The 15594-nt window shown below is 63.0% G+C and carries 16 protein-coding genes and 1 tRNA gene; 3 read left to right on the forward strand and 14 right to left on the reverse strand.

The window, feature by feature from the left end; all coding sequences use genetic code 11:
* The first annotated feature begins 83 nt into the window (after positions 1–83).
* Positions 84–812: a hypothetical protein gene (locus tag BN4348_RS51675; RefSeq protein ID WP_066916135.1), complete on the forward strand. Its 729-nt coding sequence runs from the start codon at positions 84–86 to the stop codon at positions 810–812.
* 111 nt (positions 813–923) lie between these two features.
* On the opposite strand, the gene BN4348_RS51680 is transcribed toward BN4348_RS51675, so the two are convergent.
* From BN4348_RS51680 to BN4348_RS51690, 3 genes are all read right to left on the reverse strand, one after another.
* Positions 924–1331 (reverse strand): HNH endonuclease, encoded by a 408-nt coding sequence (locus BN4348_RS51680; protein ID WP_066916137.1) that lies wholly within the window; start codon positions 1329–1331, stop codon positions 924–926.
* Positions 1332–1365: 34 nt separating this feature from the next.
* A tRNA-Thr gene (locus BN4348_RS51685) sits at positions 1366–1441 on the reverse strand.
* 457 nt (positions 1442–1898) lie between these two features.
* Positions 1899–2153 (reverse strand): hypothetical protein, encoded by a 255-nt coding sequence (locus tag BN4348_RS51690; RefSeq protein ID WP_077101397.1) that lies wholly within the window; start codon positions 2151–2153, stop codon positions 1899–1901.
* 477 nt (positions 2154–2630) lie between these two features.
* On the opposite strand from BN4348_RS51690, the gene BN4348_RS51695 reads away from it, so the two are divergent.
* The gene (locus BN4348_RS51695) at positions 2631–2855 is read left to right on the forward strand and encodes a hypothetical protein (protein ID WP_066916139.1); all 225 of its coding nucleotides are present in this window, start codon (positions 2631–2633) and stop codon (positions 2853–2855) included.
* Here the strand turns inward: BN4348_RS51695 and BN4348_RS51700 are convergent.
* The 11 genes from BN4348_RS51700 to BN4348_RS51755 all read right to left on the reverse strand — a co-directional run bounded on the left by BN4348_RS51700 (position 2852) and on the right by BN4348_RS51755 (position 14531).
* On the reverse strand, positions 2852–3622 hold the full coding sequence (locus BN4348_RS51700) for a mannan-binding lectin (protein ID WP_066916141.1): 771 nt from the start codon (positions 3620–3622) through the stop codon (positions 2852–2854). The two genes, BN4348_RS51695 and BN4348_RS51700, sit on opposite strands and share 4 nt — an antisense overlap.
* Positions 3623–3637: 15 nt before the next feature.
* Positions 3638–4354: a tetratricopeptide repeat protein gene (locus BN4348_RS51705; RefSeq protein WP_066916143.1), complete on the reverse strand. Its 717-nt coding sequence runs from the start codon at positions 4352–4354 to the stop codon at positions 3638–3640.
* 25 nt (positions 4355–4379) lie between these two features.
* Positions 4380–5639, reverse strand: a complete 1260-nt coding sequence (locus BN4348_RS51710; RefSeq protein ID WP_066916145.1) for an MlaD family protein — start codon at positions 5637–5639, stop codon at positions 4380–4382.
* Positions 5636–6865, reverse strand: a complete 1230-nt coding sequence (locus BN4348_RS51715) for an MlaD family protein (RefSeq protein WP_066916147.1) — start codon at positions 6863–6865, stop codon at positions 5636–5638. Before BN4348_RS51715 ends, BN4348_RS51710 begins: the two co-directional genes overlap by 4 nt.
* The gene (locus BN4348_RS51720; protein WP_235852798.1) at positions 6862–7980 is read right to left on the reverse strand and encodes an MCE family protein; all 1119 of its coding nucleotides are present in this window, start codon (positions 7978–7980) and stop codon (positions 6862–6864) included. The genes BN4348_RS51715 and BN4348_RS51720 overlap by 4 nt, the downstream gene beginning before the upstream one ends.
* Positions 7977–9032, reverse strand: coding sequence for an MCE family protein (locus BN4348_RS51725; protein WP_066916149.1), 1056 nt, complete (start codon positions 9030–9032; stop codon positions 7977–7979). Before BN4348_RS51725 ends, BN4348_RS51720 begins: the two co-directional genes overlap by 4 nt.
* Positions 9025–10080 (reverse strand): MCE family protein, encoded by a 1056-nt coding sequence (locus tag BN4348_RS51730; RefSeq protein ID WP_066916151.1) that lies wholly within the window; start codon positions 10078–10080, stop codon positions 9025–9027. The genes BN4348_RS51725 and BN4348_RS51730 overlap by 8 nt, the downstream gene beginning before the upstream one ends.
* Complete coding sequence (locus tag BN4348_RS51735) at positions 10077–11672, reverse strand: MlaD family protein (protein WP_066916153.1); 1596 nt, start codon at positions 11670–11672, stop codon at positions 10077–10079. Before BN4348_RS51735 ends, BN4348_RS51730 begins: the two co-directional genes overlap by 4 nt.
* Positions 11673–11676: 4 nt before the next feature.
* A complete protein-coding gene (locus BN4348_RS51740; protein ID WP_066916155.1) occupies positions 11677–12540 on the reverse strand; it encodes an ABC transporter permease in 864 nt (287 codons plus the stop codon).
* Between the two features lies 1 nt (position 12541).
* Positions 12542–13411, reverse strand: a complete 870-nt coding sequence (locus BN4348_RS51745; protein ID WP_066916157.1) for an MlaE family ABC transporter permease — start codon at positions 13409–13411, stop codon at positions 12542–12544.
* Positions 13412–14300: 889 nt separating this feature from the next.
* Complete coding sequence (locus BN4348_RS51755; RefSeq protein ID WP_066916218.1) at positions 14301–14531, reverse strand: deoxyribodipyrimidine photolyase; 231 nt, start codon at positions 14529–14531, stop codon at positions 14301–14303.
* Between the two features lie 189 nt (positions 14532–14720).
* Between BN4348_RS51755 and BN4348_RS51760 the strand changes: the two genes are divergently transcribed.
* Entirely contained in the window at positions 14721–15455 is a 735-nt protein-coding gene (locus BN4348_RS51760) for a DUF4383 domain-containing protein (RefSeq protein WP_211145757.1), read from the forward strand.
* Positions 15456–15594: the final 139 nt, after the last annotated feature.

Below are 15594 nucleotides of genomic sequence, written 5' to 3' on the forward strand. Positions count from 1 at the left end.
CTGCTAACAGTCTGCCAGGAATCATCGCATGACCTTGGAATGATGCGGATTTACCTGCCGTGTCGCGAATAGACTCTGATGGCATGAACTTCGCCAAAGACATCGTGTCGCTTGCGACCGCCCCCGCGCGGGCCGGGCTCGCCGCCGCCGACGCGAGCTTGACCGTCGCCGCCGCGGCGGTGGGCGTGGCGAAGCGCGCGCTGGGCGAGGCGGGCAGTGACGCCAGGACCAACGCGATGGCCTCCATGTTCGGGCTGGACGACGCGATCACCCGCGCCAACCGGTTGGCCCGGCTGCTCGACGATGACGCGCCGCTGGGTCGCGCCGTGGCGCCCGACGGGCCGCTCGACCGACTCCTACGCCCGGGCGGGGTGGTGGACATGCTGACGTCGGAGGGCGGCGTGCTCGACCGGCTGACCGCCGAGGGCGGCGCGCTGCAGCGCGCCCTGCAACCCGGCGGGCTGGCCGACCAGCTGCTCGACGAGGACGGGTTGGTCGAGCGGGTGTTGTCGGAGGACGGTCTGGCGGACCGGCTGCTTTCCGAGGGCGGGCTGATCGACAAGCTGACGGCCAAGCGCGGTCCGCTGGACCAGCTCGCCGACGTCGCCGACACGCTGGCGCGGCTGACCCCCGGGATGGAAGCGCTGGAGCCGGCGATTGCCACCCTGCAGGACGCCGTCATCGGGCTCACCATGGTGGTCAACCCGTTGAGCAACATCGCCGACCGGATTCCGTTCCCCGGCCGCCGCCCCGGAAGGCGTACGTCGCCGCGGTCGGTGCGCTCCACGCGCATCATCGAAGGCGAGGAGTGAGCGGCTAGGCTGGCACCCTGATTTACCCGGCCTACTTAGCTCAGTGGTAGAGCACTCACCTCGGTAAACGGGCGGGCCGAACGTTAGTTGGATGCTCAGGCGGCTGGAGCGTCAATAGGACTTGCCGTCGGCGTACCGCAGTCGCCGGTGGTAGCGACCGCTGCCGCGATTCCTCGCTTTGTACGTCGGCAGCTGGCTGTCGCAGTTGGGACAAATGAGCCGCAGATTCTCACGGCGACTGTTGTTTGCGTCCCCATTGATGTGGTCGACGATCAGCGCCAGGGTCACGCCGTTCCACTTGTCCTCGATCCCGCAGATCGCACAACGACCCCCCTGCTGCTCATAGAGGTAGTCCCGGACGTAGTGGCCCTGGTAGGACGTGCGACCACAGACTCCGGTCTCGAGCCAGGCCTCCAAAAGCAAGCGTCGGCGGTGTGACTGCTGGCATGCATTGGTGCAGAACACCTTTAGCCGATGGCCTTCGAAAACGACTCCGCACCCGAGACAGGCCATTGACATAAGGACAGACGCTATCCCTCAATGCCGACATGAATGGAGCCGCGTGAGAGACTCGAACTCTCGACATCCGCTTTACAAGAGCGACGCTCTACCAACTGAGCTAACGCGGCCGGGGCCGGCTCAATGAGCCATGAGGATTCTACGACGGGGTGGTTCCGTCGGAGCTGCGCGCCGACCCAAGCCGGCGGATGTGCTGGCCGGCAGCGCGGTCGTGTCGTCATGCCGGGCCGAAACTCGCGGAAGGAGCGCCTGGTGAGCGAGCGGTCGTCAGCTCAATCCTGACAGGGGGCTCCGACGCTGCGCCCGTCGCGACGATCAACAAAGACGGCACAGTGACACTCGCCTTCCCGCAACCCACGTCCGCTAACGGGGCCTTCACCACAGGGCGGCGGGACCCTGGACGGTCGGACCGTTCGTCACAGGTGCAAGCGGCAACGTCGCGGCGAAGATCACCGACTTGGGTGGGGGCACGTGGGGGCCGTGGACCGTTGAATGCAACACGCAATACGAAGGCATCGAAGCGACCTCTTTACCGTCGAACACGATGGCCGCGCAACAGTCCGACGGCTAGCTTTTCATGCACAACGTGTGCGGTTCCGGATCGAAGCAAATCGGTGTTCCATACGGGCATTTCGGCAACTCGATCTGCGCTCGCCCCCATCCCCTCTTGACGAGGTGGCGTGACAAGAACCTCGCCGCCCCCACCGCGCGGGGATGGTTCTCGTGTTCTTCGCCATCCCACGCAGCATTAGCGAGGAAAGCTTCGTAAATGTCGCCGGCGAGGGCTTCGATGAGCGCCTTGACCTCGGGCGGTGTACTCATGGGCGCCCCTGTCTGCTCATTGGTAGGGAAACCACTTCGAGGTTCCGCAATGCGCGCCCCCGACCTTCTTGCGCAACGTCGTCATGCCGCCAGTCATGGCGCCTAGATAAACATCGCAGCTTCACGGGCCCTCGTTTTACATGCTCAACCTTAGAGGACGCTTAACATGTTTCAGTCTGAAATAGATTGCGCTCCTAGACAGCTCACTGCTCAACTCGCGGATGCCCGCGAAGGCACCTGCCCGTTGCAACCAACAACTGGATTTGAGCCCATCTAATTAGAAAGGGCCGTCGTCGGGTGCCGGTTCAACATCGCCCATGACCGGCGACGTGTGCTTGCGCCGTACCCGCTGGCCGATATGCTGCTCCGGCTGGCGGATGAACAGACCTAAAGGCCGTTGTGGTCGTCGGACATCCTGGCCGAGACACGCAGAACCATGGTGGAGAAGCGGACAAAGCCGATCGGCGTCTAACACTGATGCAGGAAAATTTCGTTGACGCCGAGATCACGGGCTACCGGGACCTAATTCCTGTGATGAAGAACAACGAGGACAGACACGTCCTCGCTGCCGCCGTACGAGAGACGGCCGAAGTGATCGTCACGTTCGATAGATGCGGATTCCCGGATGAAGCGCTCAAGGAGTACAGCATCCAGGGTGGAAGGCCGGCAACGCTGACACCTGGCGGGCCGGCAAGTGTTTAGATGCGCAGCACGGGGGCCAGGGCTGACAGCGGGATGTGCGCTTTTACGCTGCCCCCGTCCATGAACCACTGCGGGGCTCCCGGCGCGAAGTTGATCGGCTCGTCGTGCGCCACCGGGTAGTCGGGCATGTAGAGAATCAGCTCATTGGGGGTCAGCGCCCAGGCTTTGTATGCGCCCGAGTAGACCTTGTCGGGAGTCCAGCGGTCGAAGACGAACGGGTAGCTGCCCGGATCGTGGGGTGGCGGGGCCTGGTCGAGCGCGGTTTGGATGAACGGCGCACCCAGCGGGGGGATGGCGGTGAGGGGATCTGCCGTGGTGAGGTCCGACAGCTGTAGTCGCCTGCCTCGTGCCATGTCGAACGTGAACGTGCGGTAGGCATTGTTGGGCTTGGGCCCGTCGGCGTGGTAATCCTCGTGGAACACCACGCTGAGCAGGCTGCCGTGCTGGAACACTTGATAATTTTCCTCGCCGAAGCTGTCCGCGACCATGTGGGCTCCGGCGGTCCTCCAATTGTTGACGAGGGTGCGCAGATAATCGCGCACCACCGGACCCGTGGTCGGGTTGTCGACGAGGTCGTCCGGCACAGCGACCTTGATGTCGCGCAGGGCATTGCGTTCGGAGGTCACCGAGGTGTGGCAATACAGGCCGTCCCAGTTTCCACCGAGCTCGCCGCAAAATGACTGCGCGGATGCGTGCGCTGCACCCGCATCGAGAACGGTTGTCGCCGCGACCAATACCGATGTTGCGATGACTTTTGCGATCAGCATCCTTGCTCCGAACGATTAGAGCAGCTGGACTTTGCTTGCCCGCCAGCGGCCGTCGACCTTCTCCATGGTCATCTTGATTCTGCTGCGGTCGATGCGCGGATCGGGCGCAGCCATGTTGGTCACGGTCTGGTCGACAAAGACCAGCACCACAACCTTATTCGGGGATTCGGAGGCGATCGCCGAGTCCACCACCACCCCGTGCGCGGTCGCCTTGTTGTCGATTAGCAGCTGTCGAAGCTGCACGCTGGACTGGGTGTACATGTCCTTGAACTCGCCGGTTGCGCCGTCGAGGACTTGACGGAAGTTCTGGTCGACGTTGTTGGAGTCGATGCTGGTCAGCACCTCGGCGTACTTGACGGCGGCCTGTTGGGCCTGCTGGCCGACCAGTTCCACCTGGTGCTCTTGCCACTGTTTCCATCCGAGGAAGCCGGAAACCGCAAGAGACGCAACGAGTAACACCGGCAGTATGCTGCGACGAAGGTATTGCCCCCATGGCCGTCGCCTCCAGCTTCTGGGTTCGTCCGCCCCGAGAAGCGTTTTCTGTTCACCGGAGTCGTCGGTCCCGCCCAAGGGGTAGTCCTTGGCCGCACCGTTGTCTTCGGCTTCGGCCGTTTCCTCGACGGCTTCCTCTTGCGCTTCGGCGTCTTCAACATCGCTGTCTTCAGCCCCGATGTCTTCGATTGTGGTTTCCGACTTTTCGTCCTCGGTATCGGTTGTCACGGCCATAATCATCTCCTTGTGCTGGGCTGGGTCGGTCTCAGTGCGGCGGTTCGATCGGCAGGGCCGGGCCGCCGTAGGGAGTCGGAATCGTGAAGCGGCCCCGCGGTGTTGGATCTGTTCTGCGTCCCAGATCCGCGCCAGGTGGCGGTCCTGCGGTGTCGTCGCCTCCGGGCCGTGGCGCGTTCTTGGCCGCACGGATACCGACTCCGGGATCGTCGTCGCGGCAGTAGGTGTACATGAACGGCTCGTAGTAGTCGGCGGAAGAAGGCGGATGCGACGGTGTGCCGTAGTCGCAGACATATCGCGGGTAGAGACTCGCCGTCGCCCAGACGCCATGGTCGTGGAACGAACTTGCCATGGCGTCCAGCACCGAACCACGGTAGTCGGGGAACAGCGCGTTGAGCGCGGGCACGCGCAAGTAGAGCAGCTGCGACATGGTGGCCATGCTGCCCAGCAACTGCACCATGGTGTCGGAATTGTCGGCGAAAAGGTTGTCGACGGCCGAAAGTGTTTGGGGTGTCTGCCCGGTTAAACGCCGGTAGCCGCTTTGCATTCCGGCGACGCCGGCCAGCGTTCGGTTGAGTTCGGTGGTGGTGGCGGCGAGGCCGGCATTCTTGTCGCTCGCCAGGGTGAGCACTATGCGGCTGGTCTTGAGGATGCTGGTTGTTTGGGGTAGCACCGAATCGAGCGTCGATAGCAGGAACGTGCCGCCGTCGATGATGGCAGCCAACTTCCCGGGTCCCTCCTTGCTGAGGCTGAGTTCCTTCTTGATCGACTCGACCTTGTGTGGATCGACCTGTGCCAGCATTCCGTCGGCGTCGCCGAGCAACTGCGCCAAGCTGACCGGGACGCTAGTACGGTCGAGCGCGAGGACGCTGCCGTCGTGCAGATAAGGCCCCGCGTCGGATTCGGCTTCGAAATTGATGTATTGCTCGCCTGCGGGCGATAGCGCCGACACGTGCGCGACGCTGCTCGCCGGTATCCGCACGCTTGACGTGATGTTGGCGACGGCATCCACGCCCCTGCCGGTGATCTGCAGCGACTCGACACGTCCGATTCGCACACCGCGCAGGGAGACATCCTGATGGGGCAGCAAGCCGCCGGATTCCGGCAACTGCACGGTGACCCTGTAGGACGATGCGAACGGCGTCACTCGCAACCCGCCGACGAGCAGGTAAGCGGTCGCCACGATCAAGGTGAGCACCAATCCCGCTACCGACAGCCAAATCTGTTGCCGGTGGCCTGCCCGCACTACTCGGACCACGACATCGGCGAGGCCGGCGACTGCTCGGGTCATCGCTGGGGCTCCGGCGGCGGGCTCGGTGCAGGCGGGGGAGGACCGGGGACGATATCGATCTGGCCGGGGATGATGGGGTCCGGTATGACGGGAACCTGCGGGGAGTTCGGGCCTCGGCCGACCACACGTTCCTGCAGACGCCACAGGGTGTATTTGAAGGTGCCGATGAGCTGGTTCCAGTTGTATCGGTGCGGTCCATGCAGGCCTATGTCGCCGGGGAATCCGATGTCGGGGATCGATCCGAGCGCCAGTTTGTCCACGCTGACGTGCACCGAAATCGAGTTCCCCGCTGTGGTTTTGACCATCGGGCCGATTAGCCGGTTCAAGGCCAGCAGACTCGTGTCCGGACTTACTGCAACGTCGTTGGCGGCCGTCGCGATCGTGTTCAGGTCGCGGATCAAGCTGCGGCCGCTGGTGTCGGTTCCTCCGATCGACGGGAACCTGCCCAGCAACCGAGCGGTATCACCGGCTTGCTTGACCAGGTCCGAGAGCTCAGTGGTGTTGGTGGACAGAGCCGAGGTGGCGGGGCTGGCCGCCCCCATCAGTTCGGTGATGGCGTGGTTCTTGATGTCGAGTTGCCTTGAAAGGCCGGATAGTTCGGTCAGTGCGGACGAGATCTGGTCGGACCGGGAGTTGAGCGTCCCGACCAGCTGGTTGGACTTGCGGATCAGGTCTCCGAACGCCTGGCCCTGGTTGCCGGTCGCCCTCCCGAAACCGTTGATGATGTTGGTGAAGTTGCGCACCGCGCCGCCGTTGACCAGGATCGCGGCCGAGCTGAGCACCGATTCAACGGTCGCGGCTGCCGCTGTCGAACCCAGACCGATGGTGTCGCCGTTCTTCAACACCGGCGTGTTCGGGTCAGCCGGCGCGGGCGGCCGAAGCGACACGAACACGTCGCCAAGTGGTGTTGCCGTACGCAATTCGGCGGTACTTCCGCGTGGCAGTTGTACGTCATCGCGAATGCGCAGGGTGGTGACCGCCGTGTAGTTGCGGGCAACCATAGATTCGACCTGGCCGACGTCCGCACCGGCCAGTTTCACCTTCGCCTTCATAGGTAGGTTGAGCGCGTTGGAGAATACCGCGGTCAGCGTGTAGCCGCCCGAACCGAGGCCGGGGGCCGGAAGGGGCAAGCTGGCAAGGCCATTCGTGGCACATCCGGAGCTGACGATTGCGGCGGCTACGATCGTCGCCGCGGTCTTCCTGGCCTTCGCCCGCCTGGTCATCATTCCTGCCCCATCGCAGACAAGCCGTCCAGCACGTACGTCAACCCGAAATCCGGGCCGAAGTCCTGAAGCGTCCCGGTACCGCATCCGAGTTGTCGAAGGCCCATCAAGTTGCAGATCTCCTTGGTGTACTGGCTGTCGAAGACCATTCGGTCCGTGAGGAAGCGCGCACGCACGCTTCCGTTGGCCCGATCGATCATGTTGTAGGCGTTGTCGGCCACGAGTGGGCCGAGGTCCAGAAGTTCGGCGAGGCCGCGGCGCTCGTCGGTCACCGTCTGCAGAATGTTGTTGCCGTTGGGCAGGGCGTGCTTGATGCTGTCGCGATTGGCGTCGAGGAGGTCGCCGGCCTGCTGGACCAGTTGCTGAAGCTTCTTCCCTGTGTCGCCGCTGCCAAAATCCTCGTCTGCCATGACTTGGCTGACTTGGTGGAGAGTGGAGGCGAATTCGCGCAGCTTTGCGTCATTGGCGGCCACGGCGTCGAACAGCGTGCTGATGTTTTTGACGATGGTGCTGATCTGCTCGCGCGTCTGGGCGCCACCGTCGCTGCTGAGCCGCAACGCCTTGGAAAGCTCATCGAGCGCAGCTTTGATCTTGCCGCCGTTGCCGTCGACTACCTCGGCGCCGCTGTTGAGAACGTCAGCGACGGGCCCGCCGCCATGGCCGTCTCCCTCAAGTGATTTGGTCACCTTGTCGAGAACGCTGAGCACGCGGCTGAACTCGACTGGTGTCTTGGTTCGGGTCAAGCCGATCGTGTCGTGGTTCTCCAAGGCAGGACCGCCGTGGTACGGCGGGGTGAGCTCGATCTGCCGGTCGGTGAGGATGGACGTCGACACAGTGACGGCCTGAGCGTCCGCGGGAACCTTGACGTTGCGGTCGACCGTGAACTGGACCTCGACATAGCCTCCCCTGGGGATGATCTTGGTGATTTTGCCTACCGGCATGCCTAAAACGGCTACGACGTTGCCTTCGTACAATCCTGAGGCGCTGTCGAATTGCGCGGTGACGGTGATTGGGTCGTCCCCGGTGCCCAGGTACCACCACCCGACGCCGATCGCCGTGAGCGCTGCGATGACGGCGGTGATGACCGTGGTCTTGAGCCTGCCCGTGAGCCTGGTCACTTGCAATCCTTGAAGTATTGGATCATGCCAAACTGTTTGGCGCGGCCGCTGATCGCGCACATCCATGAGTCGATGGCGGGGATGTTGGGGGCGTTGAAGTTGATCGCGTTGCCGTCACCGGTGAGGTTGGCCGCCTCGCGGAAGAAGATCGGGGTAACTTGCAGGAGGTTGCGCAGCAGGTCGTCGTGTTTACCAATCAGGGTGGTGAAGTCGCGCATATCGTTGAGCAGCGAGTCAAGACCCGAACGATCGTTGACCACGAGCTGGCTCATGTTGTCGACAAGGCTGGTCAGTGATCGCATCATCGCGTGGAAAACGGCTCGCCGCGCCACGAATTGACTCAGCAAGTCTTGCCCTTGGTCGACCAGATTGCCGATGCCTGCTTGCTGGCGCCGCAGCGTGTTGGTCACCTGTTCAGTGCTTCGCAGGAGCTGGCCCAGTTGGTCGCGTCGCACGGCGATGACCGAGGAGAGCGAGTTGATGTTTGCGATCGCCTGCGGCACGACCGAGGGCAGGCCCTCGAGTTGCTTGCCCAGCACCGCTAGGGATTGCGCAAATCTGTCGGAGTCGACCTGCTCGAAAGTTGTCGTGGCGTCCCGCAATGCGGCTTGAAGATCGTAGGGAACTTCGGTGTGTGACAAATCGAACGTGTTGTTGGGCAGGGACGCCGGGCCGTTGGGCTCCACGGAGAGGTAACGCGAACCCAGGATGGTAGTCACTTTGATCTTCGCCTTGGAGTCCTTGCCCAGCACGACATTTCCGCGAATCTTCAGGCCCGCCTCGACATGGTCGCCGACGAGTTTCATGCTGGTGACGTTGCCGACGGGGATGCCCGCGACCACGATCGGGTTACCGTCTCGCAGCGAGGCAGCCTGCAGAAACTCCGCGGTATAATGCCGATACCCGGCGCCGAGTGCGTGAACCAACAACATGGTGCCGATCAGCACCGCCACCACCGCGACCGCGATAGACCCAAGCCACATCTTGTTGTAGCTCTCGAGCGGACGTTTCCTCATACTCGTAAGTCGGAGCCATACGGACGAATCAGCCATCTGCTGTGCTCCGACATCTCGGGCTGTGCCACGCCTTGTTTCCGGGTGTGGCGGCATTGATGATGATCGGCACGATGTCGTTGAAGCCGGGGTAGAACGCCATGAAGTTCACGTCGCACACGTAGGCGTTGCCGTAGGCGCCCTGGTCGCCGACTCTGGCGAGCCCCTTGAGCAGCAGCGGCATGTTGTCGCCGAAGTAGGCCAGCTGGGGTTCGATATCCATTAAGTGTCTGGTGGCACCCGGCTTACGATCGATGAATTCGCGAAGCGCCGGATACACGTCCGCGGCCGAGGCCGACAGCCGGCCCATCACCCGGGCCAGCGTGCCGACCGAGGCCTGCAACTCGGGACGACGCTGATCGAGCTTGGAAACCACGTCACGGGCCTGTGTGATGACACCGTCGAGGTTGTCGTTCTGCTGCGCAAGGTTGCCAACCACCTTGTTCAGGTTGGTGATCACGTCGCCGAGCGCCTGATCCCTTCCGGCGAATGTCTCTGTCAGCGTGGATGTCTGGCTGATCAACGCGGCAAGAGAGGACGTATCGCCCTGCAGCGACTGGATGATGCCCTTGGTGAGGTTGTCGGCATCCTGTGGATTCAACAGACTGAACAGCGGCTCGTAGCCGTTGAGTAGCGCGGTGACGTCGAAGGATGGTTCCGTGCGCTCCGACGGGATGACACTCCCGGGCGCAAGCGCATCTTGATTGCCTTCCTTGTCCAAAGACAGGCCGAGGTAACGCTGCCCGACGATGTTCTGGTACGTCACGGAGGCGAGCGTGTTCCCGTAGAGGCGTTGTTGCTGCTGCACCACGAACGTGACCTTCGCGAGTTTCCCGTCGAGTTTGATCTTTTCGACCCGTCCCACGCGCACCCCGGCCATCCGGACGTCGTCACCCTCTCGAAGTCCGTAGACGTCGGTGAATACCGCCGAGTATGAGTTCGTCTTCCCGGCCACGTCGCGCCGTAGGCTGACGTACACGAGCCAGGTGAGCGTCAGCGCGACGATCATGAACAGGGCGAGGCCGATCAGCGGCCCCCGGAATTTCATGTGGGTCCCCCGCCTGGTGGCGGATGAACAACGGAAACCGTTGTCCCGCGCGCGACCGGACCCAGCAGGAGCTGAGTGGCGTCAGACGCGGTTTGGCCGGTGATCACGCTCAACATATTTCGTTCTTGTTGGCTGCCAACCGGTCCGACGTTGCCGCCGAAGGACGTCCGGAATGAAGACTGCGGAATCCACGGCGCCTTCGGTGCCGTCGGTGCAACCCAGGGGGCCTCCAGCGGGGGTGAGGCGGGCGCGGGCAACCCCCGCGATGGGTTATCGGGATTGGCGCTTCCCGGCACCGGTGGCGACGGCGTCAGCCATGCGGGGAGAGGGGGATTGGGATCGGCAAGATTGGGATTCGGGTTGATCAGCGGCGGCCCGACGGCGACGAGGTTGCCGTCCGGGCCGATAACCGTCCCCGGCGGCGGTGCCAGATCCCTGGGCGGCTGATAGTTCTGCGGCAGCAGCACTTCCGGCAGATCAGGCCGTACTGGGACCAGCGGTGCGGTGAAACAGCTGGGTGCCTTCAGCTCGCCGTAGTGGGGGCAGTCGGCACGTGTGTAGTCGTAGTTTGGCGTGAACGACAGTGTCGTTCGCATATTGCCGACATTCTTGTCCGGCATCCAGACTTCCTCCATGAATCTGTTGGCCAGGTTGTCCAGCTTGGTAACCCCCGGCACGAAGTTGTTGGATTTCTGCGCCAGCACTCCCAGCACCGGCGTCAAGTCGGTCGTGATCCTGATGAGCTGATCGATGTGGTTGGCGAATGATTCACGAGTGGTGCCCACGGTACGATCGGCGCCGTCGATCAACGTGGCCAACTGCGCGCGTGTCTCCGCAAAGGTTCGCATCGGTGCGACGGCCTGATGCAGGGCGTCAACAAGATCAGGCGCGGTATCCTGCAGGCCCCGGGTCGCGTCGACGAGCGCGGATATTGTCGACGCGCCAGAATCGGTGCTGACGATTGAATTGAGCTGGTCGAGAAGACGATTCAGTTGCGTTCCATCCTTCAGCAGTGCGATCCGACGATGGTCGGTGGCGGCAGCCAGGGCTGCCAAGATCCCTACGGACCGGTCTTCTCGCCCGCGCCCCGCCGCGGCGAGCAGGTCCCGCAGCTTGCTGATCGTGGTTTGGAACAGCACCGTCGGCAGCCGGGTGTCCTCGGGAATGTGGGCGCCGGAGTGCATCGTTGCGCCCGGTCCTCCAGAACCGACGCCCACCAGCTGCACCGACGAAACCGCAAAGACGTTGCTGGGTACCACCCGTGCGGTCACGCTGGCCGGAATCGACTGCGCGTACTCGGGTTTGAGGTCAATCTGGACGTAGTTGGGTTTTCCCTTGGCGGCAGGAACGACACCGTCAACCGTTCCGACCAACACGCCGCGATACTTGACGTCGGACCTTTCCGGGAGGCCGTCGCCTACGTTGACCAGATCGGCGACCACGCGGACGTAGTCGTTCAGCCGACCCGTCGATTTCGCCAACATACCCACAGTGAGCAGCACCGCGACGACCACAACCGCCATTCCGATACCGAGCAGCTGTCGATCCGATGGGCCACGTCCGTCCAGCTCAAAGGAATTGGGCTTAGCCATCTGCCTAACCACCGAACCTCGCACCGGCGTCGGCGCCCCACAATGCCATGGTGAGCAGCATGTTCACCATGATCACGACGGTGATGCTGGCCCGCATACCGTGTCCCGCGGCAACACCTACCCCCTCGGGGCCGCCGCTTGCGTAGAACCCGTAGTAGCACTGAATCGTGGAGGTGATCCAGACGAAGACGGCGGCCTTGAATAACGAATAGACAATGTCTTTTCCGGCCAGCATCAACGAGAAGTAGTGCAGGTAGGACCCGGTCGAGCCCCCGCTACTGATCCCCACCACCACCTGAGTGGTCAGGTAGCTAATCGCCAGACACGCGGCATATAGCGGAAGTATCGCGATCACCGAGGCGATCAGCCGGGTGGTCACCAGGAACGGGATTGGCCGGATCGCAATCGATTCCAGGGCATCGATCTCTTCGGCGATGCGCATCGACCCGAGCTGTGCGGTGAACCGGCAGCCGCCCTGCATCGCAAATGCCAGCGAGACCATGAGCGGAGCCAACTCGCGGGTGTTGACCAACGATGAGACGAAGCCGGTCGCGGGGCCCAGGCCGAGCAGGTCGAGAAAGTTGTAGCCCTCAATACCGACCAGTGCACCGACGGTCATCCCAAGCACAAGAGCTACGCCAGCGGTGCCACCACCCACAACGAGTGAGCCGTTACCCCAGGTGATGTTCGACAGCAGTCGCAGGAACTCACCGCGGTAATGACTCATGGCGATCGGCACCGCGACCACCGCTCGAAAGAAGAAGACAAGCATGTGCCCAAGCCGAACGATCGGCTTGGTCATCCTCCGGTGGAGCCTAAGCAGCCGGCCCGCAACGGGTCCCAGTGGCAAGTAAGTGGAGACCGCCATGTCACAGTCCCGTCCTGGGCGACAACATGACGTAGAGCTGACTGACGACGACGTTGACAATCATCAGAAGCAGGATCGCTTCGACCACAGCAGCATTCACCGAGTTCGCGACGCCCGTCGGGCCGCCTTTGGTGGCCAGGCCTTTATGGGATGCCACGATGGCCACGATGGCGCCGAACATGACGGCCTTCAGCAACGCCAGAATCATGTCGTCGGTTGTCGCGAACGAAGCGAACGTTGTCACGAAGCTGCCGGGCGCACCGTTCTGGAAGTACACGTTGAACATGTAGCTCGCAAAGAATCCGACGAAGCACACGACTCCGGTGAGCGCAAAGGCGATCATGATGGCGGCAGCGAAGCGCGGTACCACCAGGCGGCGAATGACCGACACGCCCATCACCTCCATGGCGTCGGTCTCCTCGCGCATGGTCCGCGAACCCAGGTCGGCGGTGATGGCCGACCCAACCGCCGACGCCATGAGAACGGCGGCCACGAGCGACGCTCCCTGCCGGATGACCGCGAGTCCGCTCGCCGCGCCGGCGAGTGAGGTGGCACCGACCTGGCCGGCCAGCAAAGCGAACTGGATTGACAAGGTGACGCTGATCGGCAACGACACCAGAATTGTCGGCAACACTGCCGTCCCAGCCATGAACGCGCCCTGCCTGACGAACTCTTGCCATTGGAATCGGCCGGTCGCGAGATCGGAGAAGAAGTACTGAACGGTGCGTACGGCAAGCACGAACTGTTCACCGACAGTCGCGAGGGAGGCGAGCGGGTGGCGTTTGACGTATCCCGTGGCCCAGCCCCGGATCGCATCCGCGCCATCGTTGGCGCATTCGACGTCAGGCGCCAGTTCGTGGGGCGTGGTCATCGAATCGAGGCCGTCAGCTCGTCAAGCAAACCAACATCACCGATCATCGCGTAGCAGCAACCACGATCATTGGTGACCTTCCACGATTGATTTCCTCAATGCCGAGTGACAATTTCTCGAGCGCCGAGCAGAAGAAATTCAGGCGCCATCGCGCAAAACTTGCCCGAGGCGGTGCCATCACGTTCCGTGACTCTGCAGCTCAATCGGATACGCGGTAACACGCTAGCCTAGTCGATAAGCACTATCAATAGCACACAGACAATCGCTTACACCATCATTCGATGCCAAAATTATTATCGATTTGTAAGACTTTGCCCACGCCTCATGCCGCAACCCAGCAAACGCGAGTTCATAAGTCGCCGGCCTGGTACGTTGAGCTATTTGACAGATCGGAGGGGCAGCAGATCGGATTTTTCGCCCAACGCGGACCCGCCGCCTGCCGGCGCGCTGGATGTGGTCATCCCGAAGTTGCGCCCGCAGCAGTTATGGCGCAAGCGTGCCGAGCGGGCGTTGACCTCGGTGGCGGCAACCTGCTACCTGCTCGGTGTGTTTACGGCGATCGAGCGAACCCTGACACCACGCTTCTGGACTTGCCCGGCGCCTTAACTCGGACAGTCCCGGAAGTGCGTCGATGTCGGGGTGCGTCCAGACTCAGTGCTCCCCTCCCGCAACCACCGCGGGCGAAGTTCTAGTCCATTTCAAAACTGACCCACTACCAAGCCGGGCACAAACGTGACCATAAGTGTTGTCATTGCGGGCTGGAATCGACCTCCGGGTCACCCGGCCGACACGTGACGAAAACTGCATAGCCCGTGAGCTTCCGCCGCCCGAGGCCACGTCGATAAGGCCGCCTGAACTGATCGGGAGGGCTCTCCGAGCCAAACGCAGGTCACGACTTCTTCGACGGAATGACGATGACGACGATCAGCGTCAGGATCGAGAAGAACAGTCCGAGAATGCCCCAGCCGAGGGCGCTGCGACCCTTCATGCCGGCGATGAGGGCGCACACGATGGCGGCGATGATGCTTCCGATAGCGACGAAGATGCCTTTGATTCCCTTGAGGATGATGCCCGCGGCCTCGGGTTGTTGTGCCGCGGCAAGGACAACGCTGTGCAACATGATGCCTCCTTCGTGAACGACACAGTCGCGGGTGCGCCGGTCTGACTGCATAGATACCCAGGCGCGCGAGCAACCAAGCCAGGCGCAAAGACCGCGGGAATAGTCCGTCCGGCAGCGGGTAGTCGATACGCGGAAATTATTGGTGCTGGAGGTCGCGCGATGCCGATTACGGCGGGACACGTTCCCGGGTTGACGTCGGGACTGCGCAGGGTCCCGATGGACCCGGGGCGATTCCATAGCGGGCGTTGGTTCCTTTTGGTCGAGGGCGCCCTGGTGAGCGTCTTCGGCATCGCCGGGCTGGTCTCGGCGGCGCTACATCCGCATGCCGGACCCACCGGCGCCCCGGTTCTCGGCCTGACAGCGACCCCGCTGTACAGCGGGATGCTGCTGGCGTTTGGCGTGGCGGCCATGGCGTGTTCCCAGAATCGCCGCGCGGCGATAACCGTGACCGCGCTGAGCGCCGTGGCCTACACCATCTTGCTGTTCATCAGCAGTGTCGCCACGGCGCGCGACAAACCGACGCCGCTGGGTTTCCACGCCGCCGAGGTTCTGCTGCACGGTGTGCTGGCGGTGGTCAACCTCGCGCTGCTGATGTGGCTGATTCCCGACGAGTTGGGAGACGAGATCTGGGCGCCGCGCAGGCGCCGCGGCCGCTCCCGGCGACAACCCTCGACGCCCGAAGCTTCCACCGGGCAGGCGCCCGTACCCCTGAGCACACGTGCGCAGGAGTCGGGCGTCGATTCACGGCCACCCCGCGAGAGCCGGGAGACAGACGAGCCGCCGGCGAACGAGGTTGAACCGCCAACAGACGTGCAGCCCCTCGCCGCTCGGGCAACGACTCCGGCGCTGCCACGCGGCGCTGTCGTGGCCGCCGCGCTCCTGCTGGCCGTCGTCGGCGTCGTCATCTGGATACGCCGCCGCTGATACTGGCAGCAACTTTCAAGGTTCCGCGGAGACGCAGCCGACTAGCATCGATCTTGGTTGGTCGTAGCACTTGCCGAGCCTCGGATGCGGAAGTTTGTCGCGGTTTCAGTTGCCGTTGGGGCTTTGATGCTCAGCGGGG

Origin of the sequence: Mycobacterium interjectum, from assembly GCF_900078675.2 — a bacterium.
Classification (GTDB): Bacteria; Actinomycetota; Actinomycetes; order Mycobacteriales; family Mycobacteriaceae; genus Mycobacterium; species Mycobacterium interjectum.